20 protein-coding genes are annotated in these 24,234 nt (G+C 74.8%); 11 read left to right on the forward strand and 9 right to left on the reverse strand.

Annotated features, from left to right (window positions below; genetic code table 11):
• The 3 genes from AB7J25_RS10780 to AB7J25_RS10790 all read left to right on the forward strand — a co-directional run.
• Positions 1-1,180 (forward strand): PucR family transcriptional regulator (locus AB7J25_RS10780; protein WP_428507726.1); only part of this gene is annotated, 1,180 nt, incomplete at its 5' end.
• Positions 1,181-1,311: 131 nt separating this feature from the next.
• On the forward strand, positions 1,312-2,115 hold the full coding sequence (locus AB7J25_RS10785; protein WP_428507728.1) for an SDR family NAD(P)-dependent oxidoreductase: 804 nt from the start codon (positions 1,312-1,314) through the stop codon (positions 2,113-2,115).
• 31 nt (positions 2,116-2,146) lie between these two features.
• Complete coding sequence (locus tag AB7J25_RS10790; protein ID WP_428507730.1) at positions 2,147-3,103, forward strand: cyclase family protein; 957 nt, start codon at positions 2,147-2,149, stop codon at positions 3,101-3,103.
• An 812-nt stretch (positions 3,104-3,915) separates the two neighbouring features.
• Here AB7J25_RS10790 and AB7J25_RS10795 read toward each other — a convergent pair.
• Positions 3,916-4,554, reverse strand: coding sequence for a histidine phosphatase family protein (locus AB7J25_RS10795; protein WP_428507732.1), 639 nt, complete (start codon positions 4,552-4,554; stop codon positions 3,916-3,918).
• A 176-nt stretch (positions 4,555-4,730) separates the two neighbouring features.
• Here AB7J25_RS10795 and AB7J25_RS10800 point away from each other — a divergent pair, with 176 nt between their 5' ends.
• The 5 genes from AB7J25_RS10800 to AB7J25_RS10820 all read left to right on the forward strand — a co-directional run bounded on the left by AB7J25_RS10800 (position 4,731) and on the right by AB7J25_RS10820 (position 9,364).
• Entirely contained in the window at positions 4,731-4,988 is a 258-nt protein-coding gene (locus AB7J25_RS10800; protein WP_428507734.1) for a hypothetical protein, read from the forward strand.
• Positions 4,989-5,024: 36 nt separating this feature from the next.
• Positions 5,025-6,851: a glutamine--fructose-6-phosphate transaminase (isomerizing) gene (gene glmS / locus AB7J25_RS10805; RefSeq protein ID WP_428507736.1), complete on the forward strand. Its 1,827-nt coding sequence runs from the start codon at positions 5,025-5,027 to the stop codon at positions 6,849-6,851.
• Between the two features lie 102 nt (positions 6,852-6,953).
• Positions 6,954-7,409: a helix-turn-helix transcriptional regulator gene (locus AB7J25_RS10810; RefSeq protein ID WP_428507738.1), complete on the forward strand. Its 456-nt coding sequence runs from the start codon at positions 6,954-6,956 to the stop codon at positions 7,407-7,409.
• Between the two features lie 10 nt (positions 7,410-7,419).
• The gene (locus AB7J25_RS10815; RefSeq protein WP_428507740.1) at positions 7,420-7,848 is read left to right on the forward strand and encodes a VOC family protein; all 429 of its coding nucleotides are present in this window, start codon (positions 7,420-7,422) and stop codon (positions 7,846-7,848) included.
• 28 nt (positions 7,849-7,876) lie between these two features.
• The gene (locus AB7J25_RS10820; protein ID WP_428507742.1) at positions 7,877-9,364 is read left to right on the forward strand and encodes a flavin-containing monooxygenase; all 1,488 of its coding nucleotides are present in this window, start codon (positions 7,877-7,879) and stop codon (positions 9,362-9,364) included.
• A gap of 20 nt (positions 9,365-9,384) precedes the next feature.
• Here the strand turns inward: AB7J25_RS10820 and AB7J25_RS10825 are convergent, their stop codons facing one another.
• Entirely contained in the window at positions 9,385-10,899 is a 1,515-nt protein-coding gene (locus AB7J25_RS10825; RefSeq protein ID WP_428507744.1) for a GAF domain-containing protein, read from the reverse strand.
• A 169-nt stretch (positions 10,900-11,068) separates the two neighbouring features.
• Here AB7J25_RS10825 and AB7J25_RS10830 point away from each other — a divergent pair, with 169 nt between their 5' ends.
• Positions 11,069-11,794 carry a LuxR C-terminal-related transcriptional regulator gene (locus tag AB7J25_RS10830; RefSeq protein WP_428507746.1) on the forward strand — a complete coding sequence of 242 codons (726 nt, stop codon included), beginning with the start codon at positions 11,069-11,071 and terminating at the stop codon, positions 11,792-11,794.
• Between the two features lie 101 nt (positions 11,795-11,895).
• Here AB7J25_RS10830 and AB7J25_RS10835 read toward each other — a convergent pair whose 3' ends face one another.
• Positions 11,896-12,921 carry a 6-phosphofructokinase gene (locus AB7J25_RS10835; protein WP_428507831.1) on the reverse strand — a complete coding sequence of 342 codons (1,026 nt, stop codon included), beginning with the start codon at positions 12,919-12,921 and terminating at the stop codon, positions 11,896-11,898.
• 133 nt (positions 12,922-13,054) lie between these two features.
• On the opposite strand from AB7J25_RS10835, the gene AB7J25_RS10840 reads away from it, so the two are divergent.
• Complete coding sequence (locus AB7J25_RS10840; protein ID WP_428507748.1) at positions 13,055-15,097, forward strand: PhoX family protein; 2,043 nt, start codon at positions 13,055-13,057, stop codon at positions 15,095-15,097.
• 7 nt (positions 15,098-15,104) lie between these two features.
• Here AB7J25_RS10840 and AB7J25_RS10845 read toward each other — a convergent pair whose 3' ends face one another.
• From AB7J25_RS10845 to AB7J25_RS10860, 4 genes are all read right to left on the reverse strand, one after another.
• Positions 15,105-15,980 carry a hypothetical protein gene (locus AB7J25_RS10845; protein WP_428507750.1) on the reverse strand — a complete coding sequence of 292 codons (876 nt, stop codon included), beginning with the start codon at positions 15,978-15,980 and terminating at the stop codon, positions 15,105-15,107.
• Positions 15,981-16,123: 143 nt separating this feature from the next.
• A complete protein-coding gene (locus tag AB7J25_RS10850) occupies positions 16,124-17,287 on the reverse strand; it encodes a DUF3616 domain-containing protein (RefSeq protein ID WP_428507752.1) in 1,164 nt (387 codons plus the stop codon).
• Positions 17,288-17,350: 63 nt separating this feature from the next.
• On the reverse strand, positions 17,351-18,172 hold the full coding sequence (locus AB7J25_RS10855; RefSeq protein ID WP_428507754.1) for a hypothetical protein: 822 nt from the start codon (positions 18,170-18,172) through the stop codon (positions 17,351-17,353).
• Positions 18,173-18,653: 481 nt separating this feature from the next.
• The gene (locus AB7J25_RS10860) at positions 18,654-19,574 is read right to left on the reverse strand and encodes an NAD-dependent epimerase/dehydratase family protein (RefSeq protein ID WP_428507756.1); all 921 of its coding nucleotides are present in this window, start codon (positions 19,572-19,574) and stop codon (positions 18,654-18,656) included.
• 84 nt (positions 19,575-19,658) lie between these two features.
• On the opposite strand from AB7J25_RS10860, the gene AB7J25_RS10865 reads away from it, so the two are divergent.
• On the forward strand, positions 19,659-21,380 hold the full coding sequence (locus tag AB7J25_RS10865) for a lysylphosphatidylglycerol synthase domain-containing protein (protein WP_428507758.1): 1,722 nt from the start codon (positions 19,659-19,661) through the stop codon (positions 21,378-21,380).
• Between the two features lie 85 nt (positions 21,381-21,465).
• Here AB7J25_RS10865 and AB7J25_RS10870 read toward each other — a convergent pair whose 3' ends face one another.
• Both AB7J25_RS10870 and AB7J25_RS10875 read right to left on the reverse strand, forming a co-directional pair.
• Positions 21,466-22,872 (reverse strand): protoporphyrinogen/coproporphyrinogen oxidase, encoded by a 1,407-nt coding sequence (locus AB7J25_RS10870; protein ID WP_428507760.1) that lies wholly within the window; start codon positions 22,870-22,872, stop codon positions 21,466-21,468.
• A gap of 79 nt (positions 22,873-22,951) precedes the next feature.
• On the reverse strand, positions 22,952-24,193 hold the full coding sequence (locus AB7J25_RS10875; protein ID WP_428507762.1) for a beta-ketoacyl-[acyl-carrier-protein] synthase family protein: 1,242 nt from the start codon (positions 24,191-24,193) through the stop codon (positions 22,952-22,954).
• Positions 24,194-24,234 lie beyond the last annotated feature (41 nt).

Genomic DNA, 24,234 nt, shown 5'->3' on the forward strand with positions numbered 1-24,234 from the left:
GCACCGCAGGCTCATGCAGCTGCTGCTCGACGAGGCGGGGCTGCAGCGGCTGGCGGAGTCGCTCGCCGGGTCGCTGCAGGCGTCGCTGACGATCGAGGACGTCGACGGCACCGTGCTGGCGTCCGCCCCGGAGGGCGCGACACCCCCGCCGGGCCCGGCGGCACGGCGCCGCCGTCCGATCAACGACGCCCTGCGCTCGCTGCGGGAACGGTACGAGGTCGTGCCGGTGACGGGCCGCGACGGCCGGCACGCGTGGGTGGCGCCCGTGGTGATCGGCGGCCAGCTCGTCGGCAGGCTGTGGGGCACGGGCCTCTCCGCGCAGCCCGAACCGGCGCAACGCCGGCTGGTCGAGCGGTTCGCGCTGGTGGTGGCCGTCGAGCTGTTGAAGCGGCGCTACCGCATCGACACGGAGAACCGGCTCGCGGGCGACCTCGTCGAGGAGCTCCTGCGCTGCGGCGCGGGCCGCATCCCGGCCGCCACGCTGGAGCGCGCGGCGGTGCTGGGCCACGACCTGGCCGGACCGCAGGCGCTGGCGGTGATCAGCGTCGCGGGCGGGCCGGAGCCGGAGAAGCTCGCCGACCACGTCCGCCACCACGAGACGTCGAGCCCGCGCCCGCTGGTGGGTGCGCACGGGGGCGCGCTGGTCGTCGTCCTGCCCGTGACGCCGGACCCGGTGCCGATGCTCGCGCGGGTGCACGAGCGGGTGGTCGGCGCCGCCCCGGGTGCCCGCGTCGCGACGGTGCTGGGCCCGCCGGTGACCGGCGACTACGCCACGGCGTTCTCCGTCGGGGTCGCCGCGGCGGCGCTGTGCCCCGCGGACGGGACGGGCGGCGTGCTGGACCTGCGCCGTCTCGGCCTCGCGGCCTACCTGTTGCGCAGCGGCGCGACCGACGAGCTGGCCGAGTTCGTCGACACCCTGCTCGGACCGCTGGAGGGCCACGACACCCGGCGCGGCTCGCGGCTGTGCGCGACGCTGCGCGCCTGGCTGGACGCGGGCTGCTCCGTGCCAGCGGCAGCCTCGGCGCTCACCGTGCACCCGAACACGGTCGCCTACCGGCTGGGCCGCGCCGAGACCATCGTCGGGCGCGACCTGCGCACCACCGAGGTGCGCATGGAGCTGCAGCTGGCGTTCACCGTCCGGGACGTGCAGAACATCGCCACGCGCGCGCCTGCAGGCTGACGCCACACGCTGGGGAACCACCCGGAGAACCGGCCGCATCTCTGGTGGGTTCTCCATGGAACCCGCCCGGCAGCTGCCCCATGCTCGTTCCGAGCCGGTCAGGGGCGACCGGCGGCGGGGAGGGAGTCGCCGTGGCGGACCACGGGAACGCGGCGGCGCGGGTGGCCGTGGTCACCGGCGCGAACCGCGGCATCGGGCGGGCACTGGCGCTCGCCTACGCCGATGCCGGGTACGCGCTCGCGCTGACCGCACGCGATCCCGCCACGCTCGGCGACACGCTCGCCGAGATCGAGGGCGCCGACGGCGGCAGCCGCACCGCCCTCGCCCTCCCCTGCGACGTGGCCGACGAGGCGTCGGTCGAGGCCATGGGCAAGGCCGTGCTGGAGCGCTTCGGCGGGGTGCACACCGTCGTCGCGAACGCCGGCATCGCCGGGCCGACCGCGCCGCTGCACGAGATCACCCTCGCGGAGTGGCGCGAGTGCCTCGCCACCGACCTCGACGGCGTCTTCCTCACCTTCCGGGCGTTCGTCCCGGCGATGATCGACGCGGGAGCGGGCGGGAGCCTCATCGCGATCTCGTCGATGACCGGCAAGCGGCCGCTGCTGGACCGCACCCCGTACGCGGCGGCGAAGATGGCCGTCATCGGGCTGGTCCGGACGCTGGCCCACGAGCTGGGCCCGCACGGCATCCGGGTCAACACGGTGTGCCCGGGCGCCGTCACGGGCCCCCGGATCGACGCCGTGGTGCGCAACCAGGCACGGGCGCGTGGCGTGAGCGAGGAGGAGGCCCGGGCGGCGTTCACGTCCGCCTCGCCGCTGGGGCGCTTCGTCGAGGCCGACGAGGTCGCGCGCGCGTGCACGTTCCTGTCCTCCGATGCCGCGGCGTCCATCACCGGCGAGGACCTGAACGTCAACGCCGGCGTCGCGATGTACTGACCGCACGCCCGCCCGGGAAGGGACCGACGCGATGACGCAGACCGTTCCGAACATCGACACCGTGCGGGAGCTCGCCGCGCGGTACAACAACTGGGGCAAGTGGGGCCCCGACGACGAGCTGGGCACGCTGAACCACGTCACCCCGGAGAAGGTGCGCGCGGCCGCGGGCCTGGTGCGCAAGGGCAAGGTCTTCTCGCTCGCGCTGCCGCTGGACCAGAACGGGCCGCAGACCGGATCGTTCGGCCGCTACAACCCGCTGCACCACATGATCTGGGACGGCGGCGACATCATCTCGGGCGCCCAGGACCACCTCGCCGAGATCCGCTACACCGACGACGCGGCCTACATCATCCTGCAGTCCTCCACGCAGTGGGACGCGCTCGCGCACATCTTCCACGACGGCAAGATGTACAACGGCTACGGGCCGGAGCTGGTCACGAGCCGCGGCGCGGCCCGCAACGGCATCATCAACACCAGGGACCGGATGGTCGGGCGCGGCGTGCTGCTCGACATCCCCCGCCACCAGGACAGGCGCTGGCTGGAGCCGGGCGAGGCCATCCAGGAGGCGGACCTGGAGGCCTGCGCGCAGGCGCAGGGCGTGGCCGTCGGGGAGGGCGACTTCGTCCTGGTGCGGACGGGCCAGATCGCGCAGCGCCGCGACATCGGGAACTGGGGCGACTACGCCGGCGGGCCCGCCCCGGGCCTGGGGGTGAGCGCGGCGGACTACTTCTGCCCCCGCGACGTCGCCGCCGTCGTCACCGACACGTGGGGCACCGAGGTGCTGCCCAACGAGACCCCGGACGTGTTCCAGCCGCTGCACATCATCATGCTGCTCAACGCCGGCATCCACCTCGGCGAGATCTGGGACCTCGAAGCCCTCGCCGAGGACTGCGCGGAGGACGGCGTGTACGAGTTCCAGCTCGTCGCGCCGCCACTGACGATCACCGGCGCCGTCGGCTCGCCGGTGAACCCGCAGGCGATCAAGTGAGCCGTGGCGGCGGGTGATCCGCTCGGGGCGCCGTCCGCATTCTCGGGGTTCACCGGGTTCACCGGGCTCACCGGGCTCACCGGGCCCACCGGGTCCACCGGCGCGGACCGGGCCCACCGGGGCGGACCAGCCACCGGGGCGGACCGGGGCGGACCCGGGCCCACCGGGCCGACCGGCGCGGACCGGGCCCACCGGCGCGGGCGGCCGTCCTCGCAGGGTTCGGGCACGCCTCGCAGGGGCTGCGACTTCTGCGAGGCGCGTGCTCGGTCTGCGAGGTGCACGCCCGGTCTGCGAGGTCAGGCCCAGGACCGGCGCCCCAGCCCGCGAGGCGCGTGCGCCCCGGACGGCCGCCCGCGCAGGGTTCGGGCACGCCTCGCAGGGGCTGCGGCATCTGCGAGGCGCGTGCTCGGTCTGCGAGGTGCGCGCCGGGTCTGCGAGGTCGGCCTGTGAAGCGCGCGTCCGGCCTGCGAGGTCGGGGCCGTGAGAGGCGCCTCCAGTCTGCGAGGCGCCTTCGCGGGCGGCCGTCCTCGCAGGGTTCGGGCACGCCTCGCAGGGTTCGGACACGCCTCGCAGGGGCTGCGGCATCTGCGAGGCGCGTACTGGGCCTGCGAGGTGCACGCCGGGTCTGCGAGGTCGGGCCTGCGAGGCGCACGCCCGGCCTGCGAGGTCGGCCTGCGAAGCGCGCATCCGGTCTGCGAGGTCGGGCCTGCGAAGCGCGCGTCCGGCCTGCGAGGTGCGCGGCCCGGCCTGCGAGGCAGGGCCTCCGCAGGCCCCACCGGGCGCTGCGGCACCGCCGGCCGGGACCGGCACCGTCACCGGTAGGTCCGCAGCTCCCCGTCCAGGAACGCGTGGTCGTTGAACGTGAGCAGGCTCGCCCCCCGGCTCCCGACGATCACCGTCGTGACGGCGGCGTTGACGGCCACCCGGTTGAACGCCACCGCCGTGGCCGCCCCCGCCCCGACCAGGTGCGCCGCCAGCGCCCCGAGCACCCCGCCGGAGGTCACCACCACGGCGTCGCGCCCGCGGGGCAGCCGGTCGGCCAGCTCGGCGAGCGCGGCCGCGGCGCCGTCCGCGAAGCCCGCCCAGCCGCCGTCCGCGTCCCACGCCGCGAGGGCGACGTCGAGCAGCGCCTGGAACGCCCGCGAATCCCCGCGCACCGCCGCCGCCCGCTCGGGACCGCCGTAGCGCAGCAGGAGTGCCTCGTGGTCGTACTCGTCCCACCGCGCGTCGACGGCCGGCTCGCCGGGGAAGGCCGCAGCGCCGGCGAGCGCCGAGAGGGTGTCGCGCTGGCGGCGCAGGGTGCCGCGCGCGAGGAGCGGTTCGCGCAGCCCGCGCCGCGCCAGCTCCTCCCCGACGACCTGCGCCTGGCGGCGGCCGAGCGGGGAGAGCTCGTCGTAGTCCGCGGCGCCGAACGACGCCTGGCCGTGCCGGACGAGAGCGACGATCGGCATGGACGGACCGTACCGGCCGGATGATCCGCGTCTGCGGTGCGAGGCGGCCACCCGTGACCGCCTCGTACCACACCCGCGGATCATGGCGGACCGGGACCTTACCGATCCCGCACGAACTTGCCCGGGATCGGGCAGGAATTTGCCGATCCGGGTCCCGCGCGGGCACTATCGACGCCGTGCACGCCGACCTCGTGGCGCATCTCGTCCGCAGCACCCCGCTGAGCGCGGGTGAGGCGGAGCGCGTCGTCGCCGAGGTGGTCGGCTACTTCGGCGAGCAGGTGCCGGCCTTCGTCCGGCGCCGCCACGCCGAGCTGAAGGCCGGCGGCCTCACCAACGACCGGATCTTCGCCGTGCTCGGCGCAGAGCTCGCGGAGCGCCGCTTCGCGGCTCCCGCGCTCACCGCGCGCCAGCTGCGGCGGATCGTCTACGGCTGATCCCCGGAGAACCACCGACAAGCGAGGAGACACCACATGTGCGGCATCGTCGGCTACGTCGGCGCCCAGGACGCGGCGCCGATCCTGCTGGAAGGGCTGGGCCGGCTGGAGTACCGCGGCTACGACTCGGCGGGCATCGCCGTCGCGACGCGCAAGGGGCTCGCGATCCGCAAGGTCAGCGGCCGCGTCGCCGATCTCACCGCCGCCGTCCCCGCCCGCTTCAAGGGCGCCCCCGGCATCGGCCACACCCGCTGGGCCACCCACGGCGAGCCCACCCCGGAGAACGCGCACCCGCACACCGACATGGCCGGGCGCATCGCCGTGGTCCACAACGGGATCATCGAGAACGCCGAGGAGCTGCGCGCCAAGCTCACCGCGGACGGCGTCGAGCTCACCTCGCAGACCGACACCGAGACCATCGCCCATCTCGTCGCCGCCGCGTTCGCGGGCGGAGCGGAGGACCTGGAGACCGCGGTCCGCCAGGCCCTGCAGCAGGTCGTCGGGGCCTACGGCATCGCCGTGCTCGACGCCGAGCACCCGGACCGGATCGTCGTAGCCCGCAACGGCAGCCCCGTGCTGCTGGGGGTCGGGGAGCGGGAGATGTTCGTCGCCTCGGACGTCGCGGCGCTCGTCGGGTACACCCGCCAGGTCGTCTACCTCGACGACGGCGAGCTCGCCACGATCACCGCGGGCGGCTACCGCACCTTCGACCTCGCCGACCGCTCCACCACCAAGAGCCCCGCGACGATCGACTGGGACGTCGTCGGCGCCGAGATCGGCGACCACGCCCACTTCCTCGTCAAGGAGATCCGCGAGCAGCCGCGGACCCTGGAGCGCGCCCTGCGCGGGCGCATCGACGAGCGCTTCTCCACCGCGCGGCTCGGCGGGCTCACGATCAGCATCCGGGAGGCGCGCGAGTTCGGGCGCGTGAAGATCCTCGGGTGCGGCTCGGCCTGCTTCGCAGGCGAGCTGGGCGCCCAGATGATCGAGGACCTCGCCCGGGTGCCCGCGTCGGCCGAGGCCGCCTCGGAGTTCCGCTACCGCAACCCGGTGATCGAGCCCAACACGCTCTACGTCGCCGTCTCCCAGTCCGGCGAGACGATCGACACGCTCGCCGCCGTGCAGGAGGTGCAGCGCAAGGGCGGGCGCGTGATCGGCATCGTCAACGTCGTCGGCTCGACGATCGCGCGCCAGTGCGACGGCGGCATCTACATCCACGCCGGCCCGGAGATGTCGGTAGCGGCGACGAAGTCGTTCACCTCGACGGTGGCGGCGTTCGGGCTGCTCGCGCTGCACCTCGGGCGCATCCGCGACCTGTCGCCCACCGAGGGCAGGCGCATCCTCGACGGGCTGCAGGCGCTGCCGGCGCAGGTCGAGGCGATCGTCGAGCAGTCGGACGCGATCGCGGACGTGGCCAAGGAGATCGCGTACCGCGACTCCGTGCTGTTCGTGGGCCGCCGCCGCGGCTGGCCGGTGGCGCGCGAGGGGGCGCAGAAGCTCAAGGAGATCTCCTACGTCCACGCCGAGGCCTACGCCTGCGCCGAGCTCAAGCACGGCCCGCTCGCGCTCGTGAGCCCCGAGCTGCCCACCGTCGCCGTCGTCCCCGACGACGACCTGCTGGAGAAGAACCTCTCCACGCTCTCGGAGATCAAGGCCCGCCGCGGCCCCGTGATCGCCGTGGCGCACCGGGAGTTGCCTGTCGAGCTCGCCGACCGCACCATCGTCATCCCGCGCAACGAGCCGGAGCTCGACCCGATCCTGCTGTCGGTGCCGCTGCAGCTGCTCGCCTACCACGCCGCGGTGCTCCTGGACCGGGACGTGGACAAGCCGCGCAACCTGGCGAAGTCGGTCACCGTCGAGTAGCCGTCGAGAACGACCTTGTGCTGATCAACAGGGCCGTTCGGGCTGCAGAACGTCGTTCTCGACGAGGACGGTCGCGCCCCTGCTGGGCTACCGTCGGGGGTCGTGACCCTGCGCGTGCCCGAGGACCTTCTCGTGCACCTGCGCCACGCCCGGGACCTCGCGGACCGCCGCTACGCAGACCCGCTCGACCTGGACGAGCTGGCGGCGGTCGCCGGGGTGTCGAAGTACCACTTCCTGCGCTGCTTCGCCGCGGTGTACGGGCACACACCCGCGGCGTATCTGACGCAGCGGCGGATCGAGCGCGCGCAGGACCTCCTGCGCGCCACGAACCTGACGGTCACCGAGGTGTGCGGGCTCGTCGGCTACGCGAGCCTCGGCTCGTTCTCCAGCCGCTTCCGGACACTCGTGGGGATGTCGCCGTCGGCCTACCAGGCGAAGTGGGCGGAGCGCGGGGCGCCGCGGATCCCGGGCTGCTACGTGTTCATGCATGGCCTCTCCGACCGGGAGCCGAAGGACACCGCAATTCCGGAGAAGCGACGCGACGACGGGCGGTCGTAGGCTCGGCAGCATGATCACGAACGTCTCGCTCGTCACCATCTACTGCACCGATCAGGACGCCGCCAAGGCCTTCTACGTCGACACGCTCGGCTTCGTCGAGGACACGGACATCACGATGGGCGAGGGATTCCGCTGGCTCACGGTCGCCCACCCGGACCACCCGGAGCTCGAGATCACGCTGATGAAGCCCGGCCCGCCGCTCGGCGAGGAGCTCGCCGAGGCCGTCCGCCGGGCGCTGGCCGACGGCCGGATGGGCGGCCTCGGCCTGCGCACCGACGACTGCCGCAAGACCTGTGACGAGCTCATCGCCAAGGGCGTCGAGTTCGTGCAGATGCCCGAGGAGCGCCCGTACGGGGTCGAGGCCGTGTTCCGCGACAACTCCGGCAACTGGCTGGTCATGGTGGAGCCCCGGGAGTTCACGCCCGCCGATTTCGCCTGAGGGGTCCGGTCGGCGAGACTGACCGACCATGGACGCGACCCGCCCCGTCGACGGTGACGCCGACCGCCATGTCGAGGTGCTCATCGTGGGGGCGGGGGTGTCGGGCATCGGTGCCGCCTGCCGGCTCACCCGGGAGCGCCCGGGGACGGCCTACACGATCCTGGAGCAACGCGCGGCCCTCGGCGGCACCTGGGACCTGTTCCGCTATCCCGGCGTGCGCTCCGACACCGACATGTACACCTACTCCTACCCGTTCAAGCCCTGGACGGGGGCCTCGAGCATGGCCTGCGGCGCCGACATCCGCGGCTACCTGCAGGAGGCGGCGGCCGAGCACGACGTCGAGCGCCACATCGTGTTCGGCACGACGGTGCTGGACGCGTCGTGGTCGTCGGGCGACGCCCGCTGGACCGTCCGCACCAGCGACGGCACCTGGACGTGCGCGTTCCTGCTGCTGTGCACCGGCTACTACGACTACGCGCGCGGGTACCAGCCGGACCTGCCCGGGCTCGACGAGTTCACCGGCACCGTCGTCCATCCCCAGTTCTGGCCCGCGGACCTGGAGCTCAGCGGCAGGCGGGTGGTCGTGATCGGCAGCGGCGCCACGGCCGTCACGATCATCCCGGCGATCGCGCGGGAGGCCGGGCACGTGACGATGCTGCAGCGCTCCCCCAGCTACGTCCTGCCGCTGCCCGCCGTGGACGCCCTCGCCGATGCGCTGCGGGCCCGGCTGTCGAGCCGGTCGGCACACCGCATCGTGCGGGCGAAGAACGTCCTGCTCACCCAGGGCATCTACACGTTCTTCCGGGCCTTCCCGGGGGTGTCGCGGCGGCTGCTGCGCACGACGGCGGTGCGGCTGCTGGGCGACGAGGCGTACGTCGACGCCCACTTCACGCCGCGCTACGACCCGTGGCACCAGCGGCTCACCATCGCCCCGGACGGCGACCTGTTCGCCGCGATCCGCGAGGGCCGGGCGAGCGTCGTCACCGACACGATCGACCGCTTCGTCCCCGAGGGCATCCGGCTGGGTTCGGGCGCGACGCTCCCGGCGGACCTCGTCGTGTGCGCCACCGGCCTGGTGCTGCGCCCGCTCGGCGGCGTGGAGCTCACCGTCGACGGCCGGCCGGTGGCGCCTGCCGACACCGTCGCCTACCGGGCGGTGATGCTCTCCGGCGTGCCGAACCTCGCGTTCAGCTTCGGCTACACCAACACGTCGTGGACGCTGCGGTCCGATCTCTCCGCGCGGTTCGTCTGCCGGCTGCTGCGGCACATGGACCGTCACGGCCACGCGGTCGCCACGCCCGCACCCACGGTCGACACCCCGCGACGGCCGTTCATCGACGACCTGGACGCGGGCTACATCCGCCGCGGCATCGGCGCCTTCCCCCGCAAGGGCGGGCGCGCCCCCTGGCTGGTCCGCCAGAACTACCTGGCGGACCGGCTCGCGGCGCTGCCCGGCGACGTCGCCCGCGAGATGCGCTTCACCCCGCGGACCGCGGCACGCGTCAGCGCGCGCTGAGCCGCCGGGCTCGGGTGTGCTCAGCCGTCCGCGAGCAGGCGCGCGCAGCGGGCCGCGATCTCGGGCCGCCGCGGATCGTCCGGCGGGAGCGCCGCGACCGCCCGCTCCAGCACCTCGAGGTCCTCCCGGCCGACGGGGTGGCAGGCGAGCTCGGCCAGCAGGTCCGCGTCCCCGCCGTGCAGCACGCCCCGGCGCAGGCCCGCCTCCAGCTCGTCGCGCAGCTCGCGGATCTCCGGGGCGTCCGAGCGCGGCAGCAAGCGACCGGACGCGGCCCGTAGCGCCTCGGCGGGCTGCCCGGCGCGCAGCAGCCTGCGCACCGTGCCGAAGTCCGTGTCGACCGTGCCGTCCAGCCGGTACGGGCGGGTGCGCAGCACGTCCGCGCCCAGCAGGAGCCGCAGCCGGTGCACCTCCCCGCGCACCGTCGTGGGGTTGCCCTCCTCGCCGTAGAGCAGGAGCGCGAGCTGCTCGGCGGTGAGCCCCTCCGGGTGCAGCGCCAGCGCCACCAGCAGCTCCGCGGGGCGCAGCGTCACCGGCACCGGCTTGCCGTCCAGCACCACGCGCGGGTGGTGCGCGCCCATGACCTGCAGTGCGAGCGCGCGACGCGGCGCGGCACGCGGCGCCTTGCGCGGCGCGTGCAACAGGAACCCCTCGGCGAGCCGCTCGACGACCATCTCGCGGCCGTCGTCCAGGCAGACGCGGTCGCCGTCCGCGGGCAGCGTGACCCGCTCCGGCCACGTGCCGTACGGCTCGCCCGCGATGATCCGCCCGGTCGGGGTGACGAGCGCGCCCGGACGGCCGCGCAGGCTCGCGAGATGGGGCATGTTGCGCACCCGCAGGCGCTCGTCGGCGATGGCCATTCGCACGCGCAGCTGGTTCTCCGCGAGCTGCGCGGTGGCGGCCACGAGCTGCGTCATGGCGGGGTGCACCGTGTGCATCGGGCCGGTGATGTCGATGGCGCCGAGGATCGTGCCGGTGTCCGGGTCGTGGACGGGGGCCGCGGCGCACGTCCACGCGTGCAGCGTGCGGACGAGGTGCTCGGCGGAGTGGATCTGCACCGGGGCGTCGACGGCGATGGTGGTGCCCATCGCGTTCGTGCCCGCCGCCTCCTCGGCCCAGGTGGAACCGGCGACGAGGCCGACCGCGTCCGCGGGCCCGAGCAGCGACGACGCACCCTCCCGCCAGAGGATCACGCCGTCCGCATCCGTGACGATCATGATGTGCATCGCCTCGTCCGCGATGCTGACCAGGGTGCTGCGCAGGAGCGGCAGCACCTCGTTGAGCGGGTGCGCCTCGCGGACGCCGAGCAGGTCGCTCTCCGGCACGCGCACCTGCGGGCGCAGCCGCTCCGGATCGACCCGGGCGGCAAGGCTGCGCTGCCAGGAGTCCGACACGAGCGAGCGCGGCCGCAGCCCGGCCGCGTCCTCGCTCATCGCCGCGTCGTACACCCTGCGCAGCAGGTCAGCGTGCGCGGCCAGGTCGGCGCGCGGGTCCGGCGCGCGGACGCGGCGCGCCTGGTCGGCCTGATCGGAAGTCATCCACACCCCGAGCGTCGTCGCTCACTCGATTCCACATCTTCACCCAGGCCCGCACGCCCGGCAAGGAGTGGGGACCCGGTCGTGACGAGGCTCCCGCGTGCAACGTCCGGGCAACGTCGCACCTCCTACCGTTGCGCAACGCCGCCGACGACGAGGCAGGAGGACGTCCGTGACGACCGAAGCCGTGGTCGACCCCGTCCGCGATCTGGACCGGAACAGACCGGAGCCGGCCGCTCGCCGCACGGCTCGCGTACTCGTGGTGGACGCCGAGCCGATCGTCCGGCACGGCCTGCGCCAGCTCATCGGCGCCGACCCGGACCTCACCGTGATCGGCGAGGCCGCAGCACCGCGCGACGCGCTCGTCATCGCGGACCGCTGCCCGCCGGACCTGGTGCTCCTCGACGTCGACCTCGGCCGCGGGGACTCGGCGGGGCTCGAGCTCATCCGCATCCTGCTGGAGCGGCACCGCGGGGTGAAGGTGCTCGTCCTCACCGGCTGTCGGGACCGCGAGGTCATGCTCCGCACCGTCCGCCTCGGCGTGCACGGCTACCTCCGCAAGAACGCCGACACCGCCGAGATCCTGCGCGCCGCCCACGCCCTGATGCGCGGCGAGAGCGTGTTCGACTCCCGACCAGGCGCCCTCGTGGTGGACGTGCTGCGCGCGGAGGAGGCCGCGGCCCGCCCGCCGCGCGGCTTCGGTGCCGCGATGCTCACCGAGCGGGAGAACCAGGTCCTGCGCCTGCTGGCCGTGGGGATGTCGAACCGCGAGATCGGGCGGCGGCTCGTGATCAGCGAGGCGACCGTGAAGTTCCACGTGCGCAACCTGCGCGACAAGCTCGACGTCCGGCGCCGCACCGAGATCGTCTACACGGCCACGCGGCACGGGATCGTCTGAGCCCCGCTCCGCGGTGAGACGACCGCCGGACGCCCATCGGGCGTCCGGCGGTTTCCACTCCCTCGCCCGACCATGATCGGCGGACCGCGCCGCCGACCGCGCTACCCGAAGAAGACCTCCGCCTCGGCGTAGAGCGCCGGATCGACGGTCTTCAGCTCACGGGTGGCCTCGGCCAGCGGGACGATCTCGATGTCGGTGCCCCGCAGCGCCACCATCGTGCCCCACCTCTCGGCCGCGACGGCGTCGATGGCGTGCACGCCGAACCGCGTGGCGAGCCAGCGGTCGCGGGCGGACGGCGTGCCGCCGCGCTGGACGTGCCCGAGGACGGTGGTGCGCGCCTCCTTGCCGGTGCGCTCCTCGATCTGGCGGGCCAGCCAGTCCCCGATGCCGCCGAGCCGGACGTGGCCGAAGGCGTCCCGATCCCCCGTCAGCAGCACCTCGTCGCCCTCCTTGGGCGTCGCGCCCTCGGCGACCACGATGATCGGGGCGTAGTCCAGCCGGAACCGGTCCTCCACCCACCGGCAGACCTGGTCGATGTCGAAGCGCACCTCGGGGATGAGGATCGCGTTCGCCCCGCCCGCCATGCCGGAGTGCAACGCGATCCAGCCGGCGTGGCGGCCCATGACCTCGACGATCAGCGCGCGGTGGTGGGACTCGGCGGTGGTGTGCAGCCGGTCGATGGCCTCGGTGGCGATCTGGACGGCGGTGTCGAAGCCGAACGTGTAGTCCGTGCCGGACAGGTCGTTGTCGATCGTCTTCGGCACCCCGACGACGTTCACGCCCATCTCGTGCAGCTTCGTGGCGACGCCGAGCGTGTCCTCGCCGCCGATGGCGATCAGGGCGTCCACGCCGAGGTTCTGCAGGTTGCGGCGGATCCGCTCGACGCCGTCCTCGATCGCGAACGGGTTGGTGCGGGAGGAACCGAGGATGGTGCCGCCGCGGGGCAGCAGGCCACGCACAGCGGGGATGTCCAGCGGCTTGGTGAGCGCCTCGAGCGGGCCGCGCCAGCCGTCCCGGAAGCCGACGAAGGAGTAGCCGTACTCCGGCACGCCCTTGCGGACGATCGCGCGGATGACCGCGTTGAGCCCGGGGCAGTCGCCGCCCCCGGTGAGCACGCCGACGCGCATGTGACGCACGCCCTCTCTATCGATGCAGACGCTTCGCGGCCACACGCTAGCGGTCTCCCCGGATCGGCGGGAGTTCACCCCGAGTCCACGCCCGATCCACCCCGTGCCCGATCCGACTACCTAGGTTCGCTGCGTGACCGATCGACGCGTCCTCCCGCTCCTCCCCGCCCACCACCGGGGTCGCCAGGGCCTGACGTGCCGCTACCGGTGCGGCGACGCCTGCGCCCGGCCTGCCCCGAACCCGTCGGCCAACCCGTACTTCGGCGACCTGCTCGCCCGGGCGGTGGACCGCCGCGCCGTGCTGCGGGCCGGTGCCGTGCTCACCGTCGCCGCAGGCGCCGCCCCGGTGCTCGCCGCCTGCACGGGCGGGCCGGGCTCGTCCGGCGGGAACGGCGGCGACGTCCCGGCCGGGCTGCGGTACGAGCCCGTCGTGCCGAACACGGCCGACGCCGTCACCGTCCCGTCCGGGTACGCGCAGAACGTGGTCATCGGCTGGGGCGACGCGGTGCTGCCGGGGGCGCCCGCCTTCGACTTCGACGCCCAGACCAGCTCCGCCCAGGCGGCGCAGTTCGGCTACAACAACGACTACGTCGGGCTCGTACCGCTCCCCGGTGACGGCGAGCGCTACCTGATGTTCGTCAACCACGAGTACACGATCGAGCCGCTGATGTTCCGCGACTACGACGAGGCCGCCCCCACCGACGAGCAGATCCGCGTCGGCCAGGCCGCGCACGGGCTCTCCCTGGTCGTCGTGCAGCGGGACGCGACCTCCGGGCAGCTCACGGCGGTGACCGACGAGCGCAACCGCCGCTGGACGGCGTCCTCGGAGTTCGAGCTGGTGGGGCCCGCCGCGGGCGCCCCGCCGCTGCAGACGGCCGCCGACCCGACCGGCCGCCTCGTCGCGGGCACGCTGAACAACTGCTCCGGCGGCACGACGCCGTGGGGGACGTTCCTGTCGGGCGAGGAGAACGTCAACCAGTACTTCGCCAACGCCCAGGCCGTCACGGACCCGGTGGCCGCCGCCCGGCTGGCCCGCTACGGGTTCGAGGAGGGCGCGTCGGAACGGAAGTGGGAGCGGCTCGACGCACGCTTCGACATCGCGCAGCACCCGAACGAGGTCCACCGCTTCGGCTGGGTCGTCGAGGTGGACCCCCTCGACCCCGACGCCCGTCCCGTCAAGCACACCGCCCTGGGCAGGCTCAAGCACGAGGGCGCGACGATCCACCTCGCCGCCGACGGCCGTCCGGTCGCGTACATGGGCGACGACGAGCGGTTCGACTACGTCTACAAGTTCGTCTCCGACCGCACCGTCACACCCGGCGAGAACCGGGCCGCCCGGGAGGCGAACCGGCAGCTGCTGCAGTTCGGCACCCTCTACGTCGCCCGGTTCGACGGGCCCGGCGCGGCTCCCATCCAGCGGGACGGCTCGTCGTCCGGGACGGGCGAGTGGATCCGGCTGGCCTCGGGCACCACGTCCTACGTGGACGGCATGACCGCCGAGGAGGTCTACGTCTTCACCCGCGAGGCGGCCGACAAGGCCGGCGCGACGAAGATGGACCGCCCCGAGGACGTCGAGGCGAACCCGCGCACCGGGACGGTCTACCTCGCGCTCACGAACAACTCCGACCGCGGCAAGGCAGGCAAGGCGGGCCCGGACGCCGCGAACCCCCGCGCGGACAACAAGCACGGCCACGTCATCGAGCTCGTCGAGGACGGCGGGGACGCGGCGGCCACGACGTTCGCCTGGTCGATCCTGCTGATCTGCGGCGACCCGGCGGACCCGGCCACCTACTTCGCCGGCTTCGACCGGTCGCAGGTCAGCCCCATCACCTCGCCGGACAACCTCGCCTTCGACACCCACGGCAACCTGTGGATCTCCACCGACTCCACGGCGGCGCTCGACATCAACGACGGCCTGTACGGCGTGGCGCTGGAGGGTCCGGCACGTGGGCGGACGACCCTGTTCGCGAGCACGCCGGTCGGCGCGGAGTGCTGCGGCCCGGTGATCACCGACGAGTTCACGCTGATCGCCGTGCAGCACCCCGGCGACACGGAGGACGCGTCACCCGACGCACCGGGGTCGACGTGGCCGGACGGGCCGGGGAGGCAACCGCGACCCGCGATCGTCAACATCTGGCACGACGAGGACGGCAGGCCGGCGCGGATCGGGGTGTGAGCGGGGCTCAGCCGCAGACGTCCGAGAGCGGCGCGCCACCCGCGCCGGTGCGCACGAACGACACGTGCACGTGGTCGTAGTGGTTGGCGGTGATGCCGCCCCGGTCCTCCATGCGCTGCCAGCCGTCGCCGTAGTTGATCCGCTGCTTCCAGATCACGTAGTCGACGCCGAGCTGCTCCTTGTTGTCCAGGGCGCAGCGGGCGAGCTCGTCGGCCTTCTTCCCTGTGATCATGAAGTCGATCGCGAGGCCGAGCGGGTGGCCGGAGTAGGAGTTGCCGCGGCTCGCGACCCCGATCAGGCGGGGCTCGCCGTAGAGGCAGGCCAGGAACTGCGCGGCCGAACGCACCCACGGCCGCACCCTGCCGAGCCCGCCCAGCGGGGCGTCGCAGCTGAGCGCGGCCTCCTTGGCACGCTGACGCTCCTCCTGCTGACGGGCCAGGTCGAACAGGCCGGCGGCCTTGAGCAGGTCCGCGGTCTCGGCCTGCGGCGGGGCGGGCTGGTCGTCGTCCTGCGCGACGGGCACGACGCTCGGCAGCATCACGTCCTCGCCGTCCACCATCACGACGGGCGTGCCGACCGACACGCCGCGCGGGATCTCCGGGGCGGGCGCCGCCTGACCGTCCGCGGCGAGGCGGAGCGCGGCGTCCGCGGCCCGGGGCGGGGCGGGCGGCTCGAGCTCGACGGTAAGGGTCGGCACGACGAGCGCGAGCGCGCCACCCGTCATCGCCGCGGCCTTGAGACCGTTGCCGACGGCCGACGGCGCGGCGTGCGACCGCGCGCGGGCGGACCTGGTGGGGCGCGGCGCCGCACCGGGGAGCGCGGCGCCGTCCGACGTGGGCCGCTGGTGCGGGTGCCGGCCACCGTGGGTGCGGTGCCGGGACACGACCTGCCTTCCGGATCGATGCGACCCGGCGGAGGTCCGGCCTCGGGGGTGCCGGCAGATCGACGGATCGGGGAATCCGTGACTCGATCTGTCTCCGCGGGGAGCGGGTCGCGCGTGATCCGGAACTGAAGATAGCGGATCGGTTACGGAACGGGCACCCCCGCAACCGATCCTCCGGCGGGCGCATCGGCTCCCGCGACGAACGGTTGGGCCACATCGCCGTGGGCCGGACGGCCCTGCTCGCTGAGCCGGATGCGGTCGGCGAGCACCGAATGGCTGGTGGGCCTGCGGTGCGGACCCGGGCTGTCGAAGACGACGAGCAGCTCCGGCGCGGCGCCGTCCACGCCCCGGGCCAGCAGCGCGACACCCTCGGCGTGGTCCTCTCCCGCCCCGTGGGAGACCTCCGTGACGAGCGTCAGGTCGTCCCCGCGGACGACCCGCGCGGTCTCGGACGTGGCGGCGCCGCGCCAGCGGTAGATCCGCACGGGACCGGACAGCGACATCGACGGCCCGGCGAGCACCAGCAGGTCGTCCCCGTCGGGGCACAGATCGCGCACGCCGAGCCCGCCCAGGTCGAGCAGGTGCTTGCGGTAGCGGAGGCCGTCGTCGAGATCGGCGAGCGCCAGCCGCCCCGGCTGCTCGTCGACCGGCGCCACCTCCAGCACGACCGCCCAGCCGCGCAGCACCGGCCCGCGCAGACCGATGTAGACGGTGTCGCCGTGCACCGCGAGCCCCTCGACGTCCAGGCCGTTGTCCTTGGACGGGATCGCGAGGAACGGGGCGAGGTGCTCGTCGTCGGCCAGGAGATCGGCCACGTTCTGCGCGCCCGAGGCACCGATGAGCGCCGAGCGGCGGCCGTCCGCGGCCTCCCGGACGACGACGGGCCCGTCCGGCGTCTCCTCGACGGCGAGGCGGGCGAGCACGAACCGGTTCTCCTCGCGGCGGACGCGGGCGAGGCGGCGGAAGACCTTGGCCTCGCCGTGATGGGCCTTGGCCCGCTTGCGGACGAGGCTGTGCGAGCCGACCACCCACAGCCACGCCCCGGAGCGGGCGATGCCCTCGATGTCGGCCTCCTGCTCCGGTGGGCCGGGGAGATCGACGAGCTCGGCGAGGTCGAAGCTGCGCTGGTCGTCACCGACGGTCGGCACGGCGGACGAGTCCAGCGTGAGGCGCTCGACGGTGGCCGTCTCGTCGCCCGCGAGCCACAGCCACCGATCCTCGCTGCGCACGGCGGAGAGGTTCACGTGGTTGCCGCTGCGGACCGTCTCGTCGCGGAACGTCAGCTCGACCTGCCCGGTGACATCCATGGGGTAGTTGTACGCTGCCCCGCCCGGGGCCCGCCCCGGGGATGCCCCTGATGCCGACCCCGGTCAGCAGCCCGTCAGGCCGCCGCCGCCCGCGCTGCGGTTGAACGACACGTGGACGTGGTCGAAGTGGTTGGCCGTGACGCCGCCGCGGTCCTCCATCGCCTTCCACCCGCTGCCGTGGTTGATCCGCTGCCGCCAGATCACGTACTTGACGCCCAGGGCCTTCATGTTCGCCAGCGCGCACTCGGCGAGCTGGTCGCCGGTGGCACGGTTGACCATGAAGTCGATGGCGAGCCCGCCCGGGTGGTCCGACGGGCCGCCGCGCCCGGCGACGCCGAGCATCACCGGCTTGCCGAAGCGGCAGCCCAGCTCACCCCCCGCCTCGCGGACGTGGGGCTTCACCGCGCCGAGACCGCCGGTCTTGAGCCCGGCGCAGTTCCCGCCGTTGCGCGCCGCTTCGGCCTTGGCCTTCTCCGCCGCCTTCTCCGCGGCCTCTCGGGCCTTCCGCTCGGCGTCCGCGCGGGAGCGCTCCTCGTCGGTGCGCTTGCGAGCCTCAGTGGCCCGGTCCTCGCCGCGGCGCAGCGCGTCCAGGTCGTCGGAGTCGCGCCGCTCGTCGCGGTCCCAGCGACCCCGGTCGTCCCGGCCGTCGCGATCGTCGCGATCGGCCCGATCGCGCCGCTCATCGTCCTCGCCGCCGCCGTCACGGCCCCAGCGCGCGCCGACCGGGACGACCGACGGCACCCGCCGAACGTCGTCCCCCCGGTCGGCCCGGTCGTCGGGCCGGTCTGCACGGTCCTCGGAGCCGGACGCCTCGACGGCGCCGACGAACCCGGGGTTCTCCGCCGCGAGCTGCAGGGCGGCGGTGGAGTCGGCACCGGGTGTCACGGCCGGCAGGCCGCCGGTGGCGACGACGGAGAGTGCCCCTCCGGTGACGGCGGCGACAGCAGCGCCGCGCAGTGGGAGGGTCGAAGAGGTCCGGTGCGCACCCTTGCGGCGCGCCCGGCCCCCGGGGGAGCGATGCCGAGCCACGTTCCTGCCTTCGTCGACGGGCGGCACAGGGGGGCGGACGCCCGGCTTCGGGGAGCCGGCGGGATTGGGGAGTCCCGTGTCCTCGATCGCCGGTGGCAGTTTCGGGGCTGCCGCCGCGGGGTGCGATCGTGACCATGCCGTGATCTGTCCTGATGCAACCTACGCGGCCGATCCTCGTTCCGGTGACCCCCGATCGAGACGGCAGAGCCGAGCGGCGGTCCGGTCGGGACGAACGGTGAGCGATTGCTCCGATCGGCCGCCAACCTGCGGCTGTCACCCTCCCGTGGGCGTTCGCCGCACCGCGGCGCGGGCGTGATCCGCGGCGGGATGGGCCCACTCAGCCGGCGGCGACGACGATCCCGGTCCCCGTCCACGCGGCCTGCCGCGCCACGAGCTCGTCGATGTCGGTGCGCGGCACCCAGCCGAGCAGCTCCCGCAGCCGCGCCGTGTCCGCGAGCGTGTGCTCCACCTCCGCGTCCGCCGCGGGCTCGACGACGGCCCGCACCGGAGCGCCCAGCACCCGCCCGATCGCCGCGACGACGTCGCCGAGCCGCACCGCCGTCCCCGTCCCGAGGTTGACGGTTCCGACCGGGACCTCGGCCGCGACGAGCTCGCCGAGTTCCACGAGCGCGCGGACGGCCTGGCGCACGTCGGTGAGGTCGCGGGTGCGCCGCGGCGAACCGAAGACCTGCAGCGGGCGCCCCTCACGGGCGGCTGCGATCCAGCGGGCGAGCGCCATCCCCGGTCGCTGCCCCTCCCCCGCCACCGTGAACGGCCGCACCACCGCCACCCTCGCCCCGCTCGCCGCCCGGGCCGCGCAGAGCCGCTCGACGGCCACCTTGCTGCGCGCGTACCCACCCCGCGGACGCAGCGGGTCGGCCTCCGCGCAGGGCCGGCCGTCGCGGCTGCCGCCGTACACCGACGACGACGACGCGACGACGAGGGCCGCGTCCGGCCCGACGTCGGCGAGCACCGCGCGGGTGGCGAGCACGTTGTCGCGGCGGCGGTGGCGGTCGGCGTCCGGGCGCGGGTCGCGGACGTCCGGGCAGCCGGCGAGGTGGTGCACGACCGGTGCGGCGGCGAGCGCGGCCCGCACGCGCGGATCGTCGTCGAGCAGGTCGGCCCGCAGCGTCGTCACACCGGGGCGGGGGGCCTGCGGCAACCGGTCGATCGCGACGACGGGCCCGCGCTCGGCCAGCGCCTCGACGAGCAGGCGGCCCAGGAACCCGGCCGATCCCGTCACGACGACAGGAGCCATACCCACACCTCCGGTGAGGACGGCCTGACCGAAGTGAAGGGCAGGCTTGACTGTCTCGACCGCCAGCACCATACGCTGGCTCCCGTGCGCCGCCTCCGTCCCGTGATCGGGACCGCCGTCCTCGCCGTGGCGGTGGTGTACCTGGTGCGGGTCGCCGACCCGGCGCAGCTGGGGGCGGTCGTCGGCGCGGTGCTGGCGGACCCGGCCGGGCTGCTGCTCGCCCTGGGCTGCTACGCCGCCGCGTTCGGGCTGCGCACCGCCGCCTGGTGCCGGGTGCTGCCCGGGCTCACACCGGGCCAGGGATGGGCGGCGCTGCACGTCAGCCTGCTGGGCAACCACGTGCTCCCGCTGCGGCTGGGCGAGGTCCTGCGCGTGACGAGCGTGCTGCGGCGCACCGGCCTGGCCGCACGTCCGGTGATCGCGTCCACGGTGACGCTGCGCGGCGCGGACCTCGTCGCGGTCCTCGGGCTCGCGCTGCTGGCCGCCCCGGCCGCCCTCGCCGCAGCGGCGCCCGCGTGGGCCTGGGTGCTCGCGGGCATGCTCGTGGCGGGTCTGTGCGCGGCGGGTGCGGCGTGGTCGGTGCGGCTGCGGCGCGCCGGGGCGGGGCTGCGGCTGCCCGGGCCGGGCGTGCTCGCGGCGGTCGTCGCGGCCTGGCTGGCGGAGGCCGCGGTCGTCCACGAGATCGCCGGGGTGGCGGGGTTCGACCTCGGGTTCGGGGGCGCCGTGGCCGTCACGGCGGTGACGATCGCCGTGCAGGCGGTGGCGGTCACCCCCGGCGGGTTCGGCACGTACGAGGCCGCGGCGACGGCCGTCCTCGTCGGCCTGGGGGTGCCCGCGGGCCCGGCGTTCGCGGTCGCACTCACCACCCACGCGGTGAAGACGGCCTACGCACTGACCGTCGGGCTCGTGGCGCTCGCTGTGCCCGCGCCGGGGTACTTCGGCCGGTTCCGGCTGCCCCGCACGCTGCCGCCCCGACCCGCGCCGCTCCCGGTCGCCGCTGTCGCCGCTGTCGCCCCCGTCGTCGCGTTCCTGCCCGCCCACCAGGAGGAGGCGACGGTCGGGGCCGTCGTCGGGCGGGTCCCCGCCACCGTGGCCGGCAGGCCGGTGGTCACGCTCGTGGTCGACGACGGGTCCACCGACGCCACCGCCGCCCGCGCCGCCGCCGCGGGGGCGCACGTCGTCTCCCTGCCGCGCAACCGCGGTCTCGGGGCCGCCGTGCGCCACGGGCTCGCCGAGGCCTGTGCGCTGCGGCCCGCCGCGGTCGTCTACGTGGACGCGGACGGCGAGTACTTCCCCGAGGACATGGCGACGCTCGTCGCGCCGGTGCTGGCCGGCGACGCCGACTACGTCGTCGGGTCGCGCTTCACCGGCGACATCGAGCGGATGCTCGCGCGCCGCCGCCTCGGCAACCGGGTGCTGACGGCCGTGCTGCGCTGGATCGCGCGCCGGCGCGACCTCACCGACGGCCAGAGCGGCTACCGGGCCTTCTCCCCCGCCGCCGCGGCCGCCGCCGAGATCGTCCACGACTACAACTACGCCCAGGTGCTCACGCTGGACCTGCTCGGCAAGGGGTTCGCCTACGCCGAGGTGCCGATCCGCTACCGCTTCCGCACCACCGGCACGTCGTTCGTCCGGCTGGGCCGCTACCTGCGCAAGGTGGTGCCCGCGGTGTACCGGGAGCTGAACGCGCCGGTGCCGCCCCCGTCCTCCGCCGCACCCCGTCCCGCCGCACCCGCCGCACCCACCGCACCCGCCGCACCCACCGCACCCACCGCACCCCGAGCGAACGGCACGTACGGGAAATAGGTCTTCCCGTACGTGCCGTTCGCGCGCCCGGGACGGAGTGGGGCGGAGGACGGGGGCGGAGACGGCGCAGAGGCGGAGGGGCCGCTCAGTCCTCCACCACGTGCGCGGCGAACCGCTCCCGCGCCCGCGCCCACGCGGCCCGGTCCAGGGCGCCGTCGCGGCCCAGGGCGTCCACGGCGTCGTAGGCCATCGCGACCGCGTGGTGGGTGTTGTCGTGGGCGAACAGGCCCAGCCGCCCGAACGTCGTCACCCGCGGCAGACTCGCCGCCCACGTGTCGAGCCCGGCGAGCCGTGCCGCGTACCCGAGGTCGTAGACGGGGTAGACGTGCGGCAGCCGCCGCGTCACGACGGCGACGGGGGTGGGGTGCGGCAGGCCGAGGCGGGCGAGGTCGTCGGCCACCTGTGCGCCCAGTTCCGCATCCCCCGCCGACCACACCCGGTCACCCGGGGCGCACGGCACCTCGGCGCACAGCACGGTGCGACCGGCGGGATCGTCGGCGCTCACCCGGTAGTTCGCGGGTTCGGACACCCGCGTGACCGGCGTCGCCGGGCCGGGCACGTAGTGGGCGTCGAACTCCGTCCACGGGCGCCGGTCCAGCACGAGGTAGACCAGCACCATCGCCCGGAACCGCAGCCCCGACGCCGCGGCGAGCACCTCCGCAGGCGGCCCCGGCCGCACGAGCCGGCCCAACACGGGCAGCGGGACGGTGGAGAACACGTGTGCCGTGTCGATCTCGCGGCCGTCCGCGGTGCGCACCAGCACCCGGTCCGCGGCGGGGACGACGTCGACGGCCTCGGCGCGCAGCTCGATCCGCGCGCCCGCATCCGTCGCTGCCTGGGCGACGGCCTCGGTGAGCTGCCCGAACCCGCGTCGCGGGTAGTGGAACACGCGCCCCTGCCCCGAGCCGCGCGCGCCGCGCAGCACCCGTGCGGCGATCTTCCACGGGGTGTCCGCGGTGACCCGCCGCCGCGCCTGCTCGGCGTCGATCTCCTCCCCCGGCAGGCCCCACAGCTTCTCCGCGAACGGCCCGTACACCGCGCCGTAGAGCCCGGGGCCGAGGCTGCGGCGCAGCGCGTCGGCGTAGCTGGCGGGCGGCGTCGACCGCCGGCGCAGCGGGGCGAGGACGGCCTCGGCGGCGATCCGCCCCACCAGGCCCCGCGGCAGCGACGCGGCGAGCTGCGCGGGCTGCAGCGGGAACCCGACCCAGGACGACCCGATCCGCAGCCGCCCGTGGCGCGGGCGGAGCTGGAGGTCCTCACCGAGCAGCCCGCGCAGGTCCGCGAGCACCTCGGGAGACGTCGCCGGGTGCAGCCGGTGGCTGCCGTGGTCGACCCGCACGCCTGCGACGTCCATGCTCGCCGCCATCCCGCCCGCGACGGGCCCGCGTTCCAGCACGACGACCGAGCGGCCCGCCCGGGCGGCCCGCCACGCGGCGGCGAGCCCGGCCGGGCCCGCGCCGAGGACGACGAGCTCGCTCGTCAGCCGCTCCATGAGCCGTGGTCCGCCGCGGGCCCGGCCCGCCACCTGATCGAACGGGACATCGAACGGGACATCGAACGGGACACGGTGCTCAGACGGCGGTGAACACCAGCGCCACGTTGTGCCCGCCGAAGCCGAACGAGTCGTTCACCGCGACGGACAGGTCGACCTTGCGCGCCTCGCCCGCCGCGACGTCGAGCTGGACGGCCGGGTCGAGCTCGTCGAGGTTGCACGTCGGCGGGATCACGCCGTCCCGGATCGCGAGCAGGGTGGCGATGCCCTCCACCGCGCCCGCGGCGCCGAGCAGGTGCCCCATCGCCGATTTCGGCGCGGTGAGCACCGGGTGGTCGCCGATGGACGCGCGGATCGCCGCCGCCTCGGCCACGTCCCCGACCGGCGTCGACGTGGCGTGGCAGTTGACGTGCCCGACGTCGGACCGGTCCACCCCCGCGGTGCGCAGGGCCGCGGCGATCGCCCGCGAGGCGCCGCTGCCTTCCGGGTGCGGTGCCGTGATGTGGTGCGCGTCGGCGGACGTGCCGATCCCGGCGAGCCTGCCGTGGACCGTGGCCCCGCGGGCGATGGCGAACTCCTCGCGTTCGAGCACCATCATCCCGGCGCCCTCGCCGAGCACGAACCCGTCGCGGCCGACGTCGAAGGGCCGCGAGGCCTTCTCCGGCTCGTCGTTGCGCGTGCTCATGGCGCGCATCTGGGAGAACCCGGCGAGCGGGATGCTGGTGATACACGCCTCGGCGCCACCGGCCAGCACCACGTCCACCTCGTTCGCCTTCAGCATCCGCCACGCCCAGGCGAGCGCCTCGGAGCCCGACGCGCACGCCGAGACGGGCGCGTGGACGCCCGCGGCCGCCCCGAACTCCAACCCGACGTACGCGGCCGGACCGTTGGGCATGAGCATCGGGATGGTCAGCGGCGAGACCTTGCGCAGGCCCTCGGTCTCCAGCAGGTCGTCCTGCTGCAGGAGGGTGAGCGCCCCGCCGATGCCGGTGCCGACGATGACCGCGAGGCGCAACGGGTCGACCTGGCGGTCCTCGCCGAGGCCGAGACCGGAGTGGGCCCAGGCCTCGCGGGCCGCGACGATCGCGACCTGCTCGCACCGGTCCATCCGGCGTGCTTCGACGCGCTTGATGACCTCGGTCGGCTCGACGGCGAGCTGCGCTGCGATCTTGACCGGCAGCTCGTACTTCTCGACCCAGTCGGCCTCGATGCGGGACACGCCCGACCGGCCGGACAGCAGCCCGTCCCAGGTCGAGGCGACGTCGCCACCGATCGGCGTCGTGGCGCCCAACCCGGTGACGACGACGTCTCCTGCGCTCATGGTTCGCTCCTGACGGGCGTGAGGGGACGGTGTAGGGGCGG

It is taken from the genome of Pseudonocardia sp. (assembly GCF_050246655.1).
Classification (GTDB): Bacteria; Actinomycetota; Actinomycetes; order Mycobacteriales; family Pseudonocardiaceae; genus Pseudonocardia.

Coding starts and splice junctions, on each gene's coding strand:
- AB7J25_RS10815 (WP_428507740.1), top strand. CDS start 7,420: ATGATCACGAACGTCTCGCTCGTCACCATCTACTGCACCGATCAGGAC.
- AB7J25_RS10850 (WP_428507752.1), bottom strand. CDS start 17,287: ATGGATGTCACCGGGCAGGTCGAGCTGACGTTCCGCGACGAGACGGTC.
- glmS (WP_428507736.1), top strand. CDS start 5,025: ATGTGCGGCATCGTCGGCTACGTCGGCGCCCAGGACGCGGCGCCGATC.
- AB7J25_RS10875 (WP_428507762.1), bottom strand. CDS start 24,193: ATGAGCGCAGGAGACGTCGTCGTCACCGGGTTGGGCGCCACGACGCCG.
- AB7J25_RS10825 (WP_428507744.1), bottom strand. CDS start 10,899: ATGACTTCCGATCAGGCCGACCAGGCGCGCCGCGTCCGCGCGCCGGAC.
- AB7J25_RS10870 (WP_428507760.1), bottom strand. CDS start 22,872: ATGGAGCGGCTGACGAGCGAGCTCGTCGTCCTCGGCGCGGGCCCGGCC.
- AB7J25_RS10835 (WP_428507831.1), bottom strand. CDS start 12,921: ATGCGCGTCGGCGTGCTCACCGGGGGCGGCGACTGCCCCGGGCTCAAC.
- AB7J25_RS10790 (WP_428507730.1), top strand. CDS start 2,147: ATGACGCAGACCGTTCCGAACATCGACACCGTGCGGGAGCTCGCCGCG.
- AB7J25_RS10860 (WP_428507756.1), bottom strand. CDS start 19,574: ATGGCTCCTGTCGTCGTGACGGGATCGGCCGGGTTCCTGGGCCGCCTG.
- AB7J25_RS10820 (WP_428507742.1), top strand. CDS start 7,877: ATGGACGCGACCCGCCCCGTCGACGGTGACGCCGACCGCCATGTCGAG.
- AB7J25_RS10795 (WP_428507732.1), bottom strand. CDS start 4,554: ATGCCGATCGTCGCTCTCGTCCGGCACGGCCAGGCGTCGTTCGGCGCC.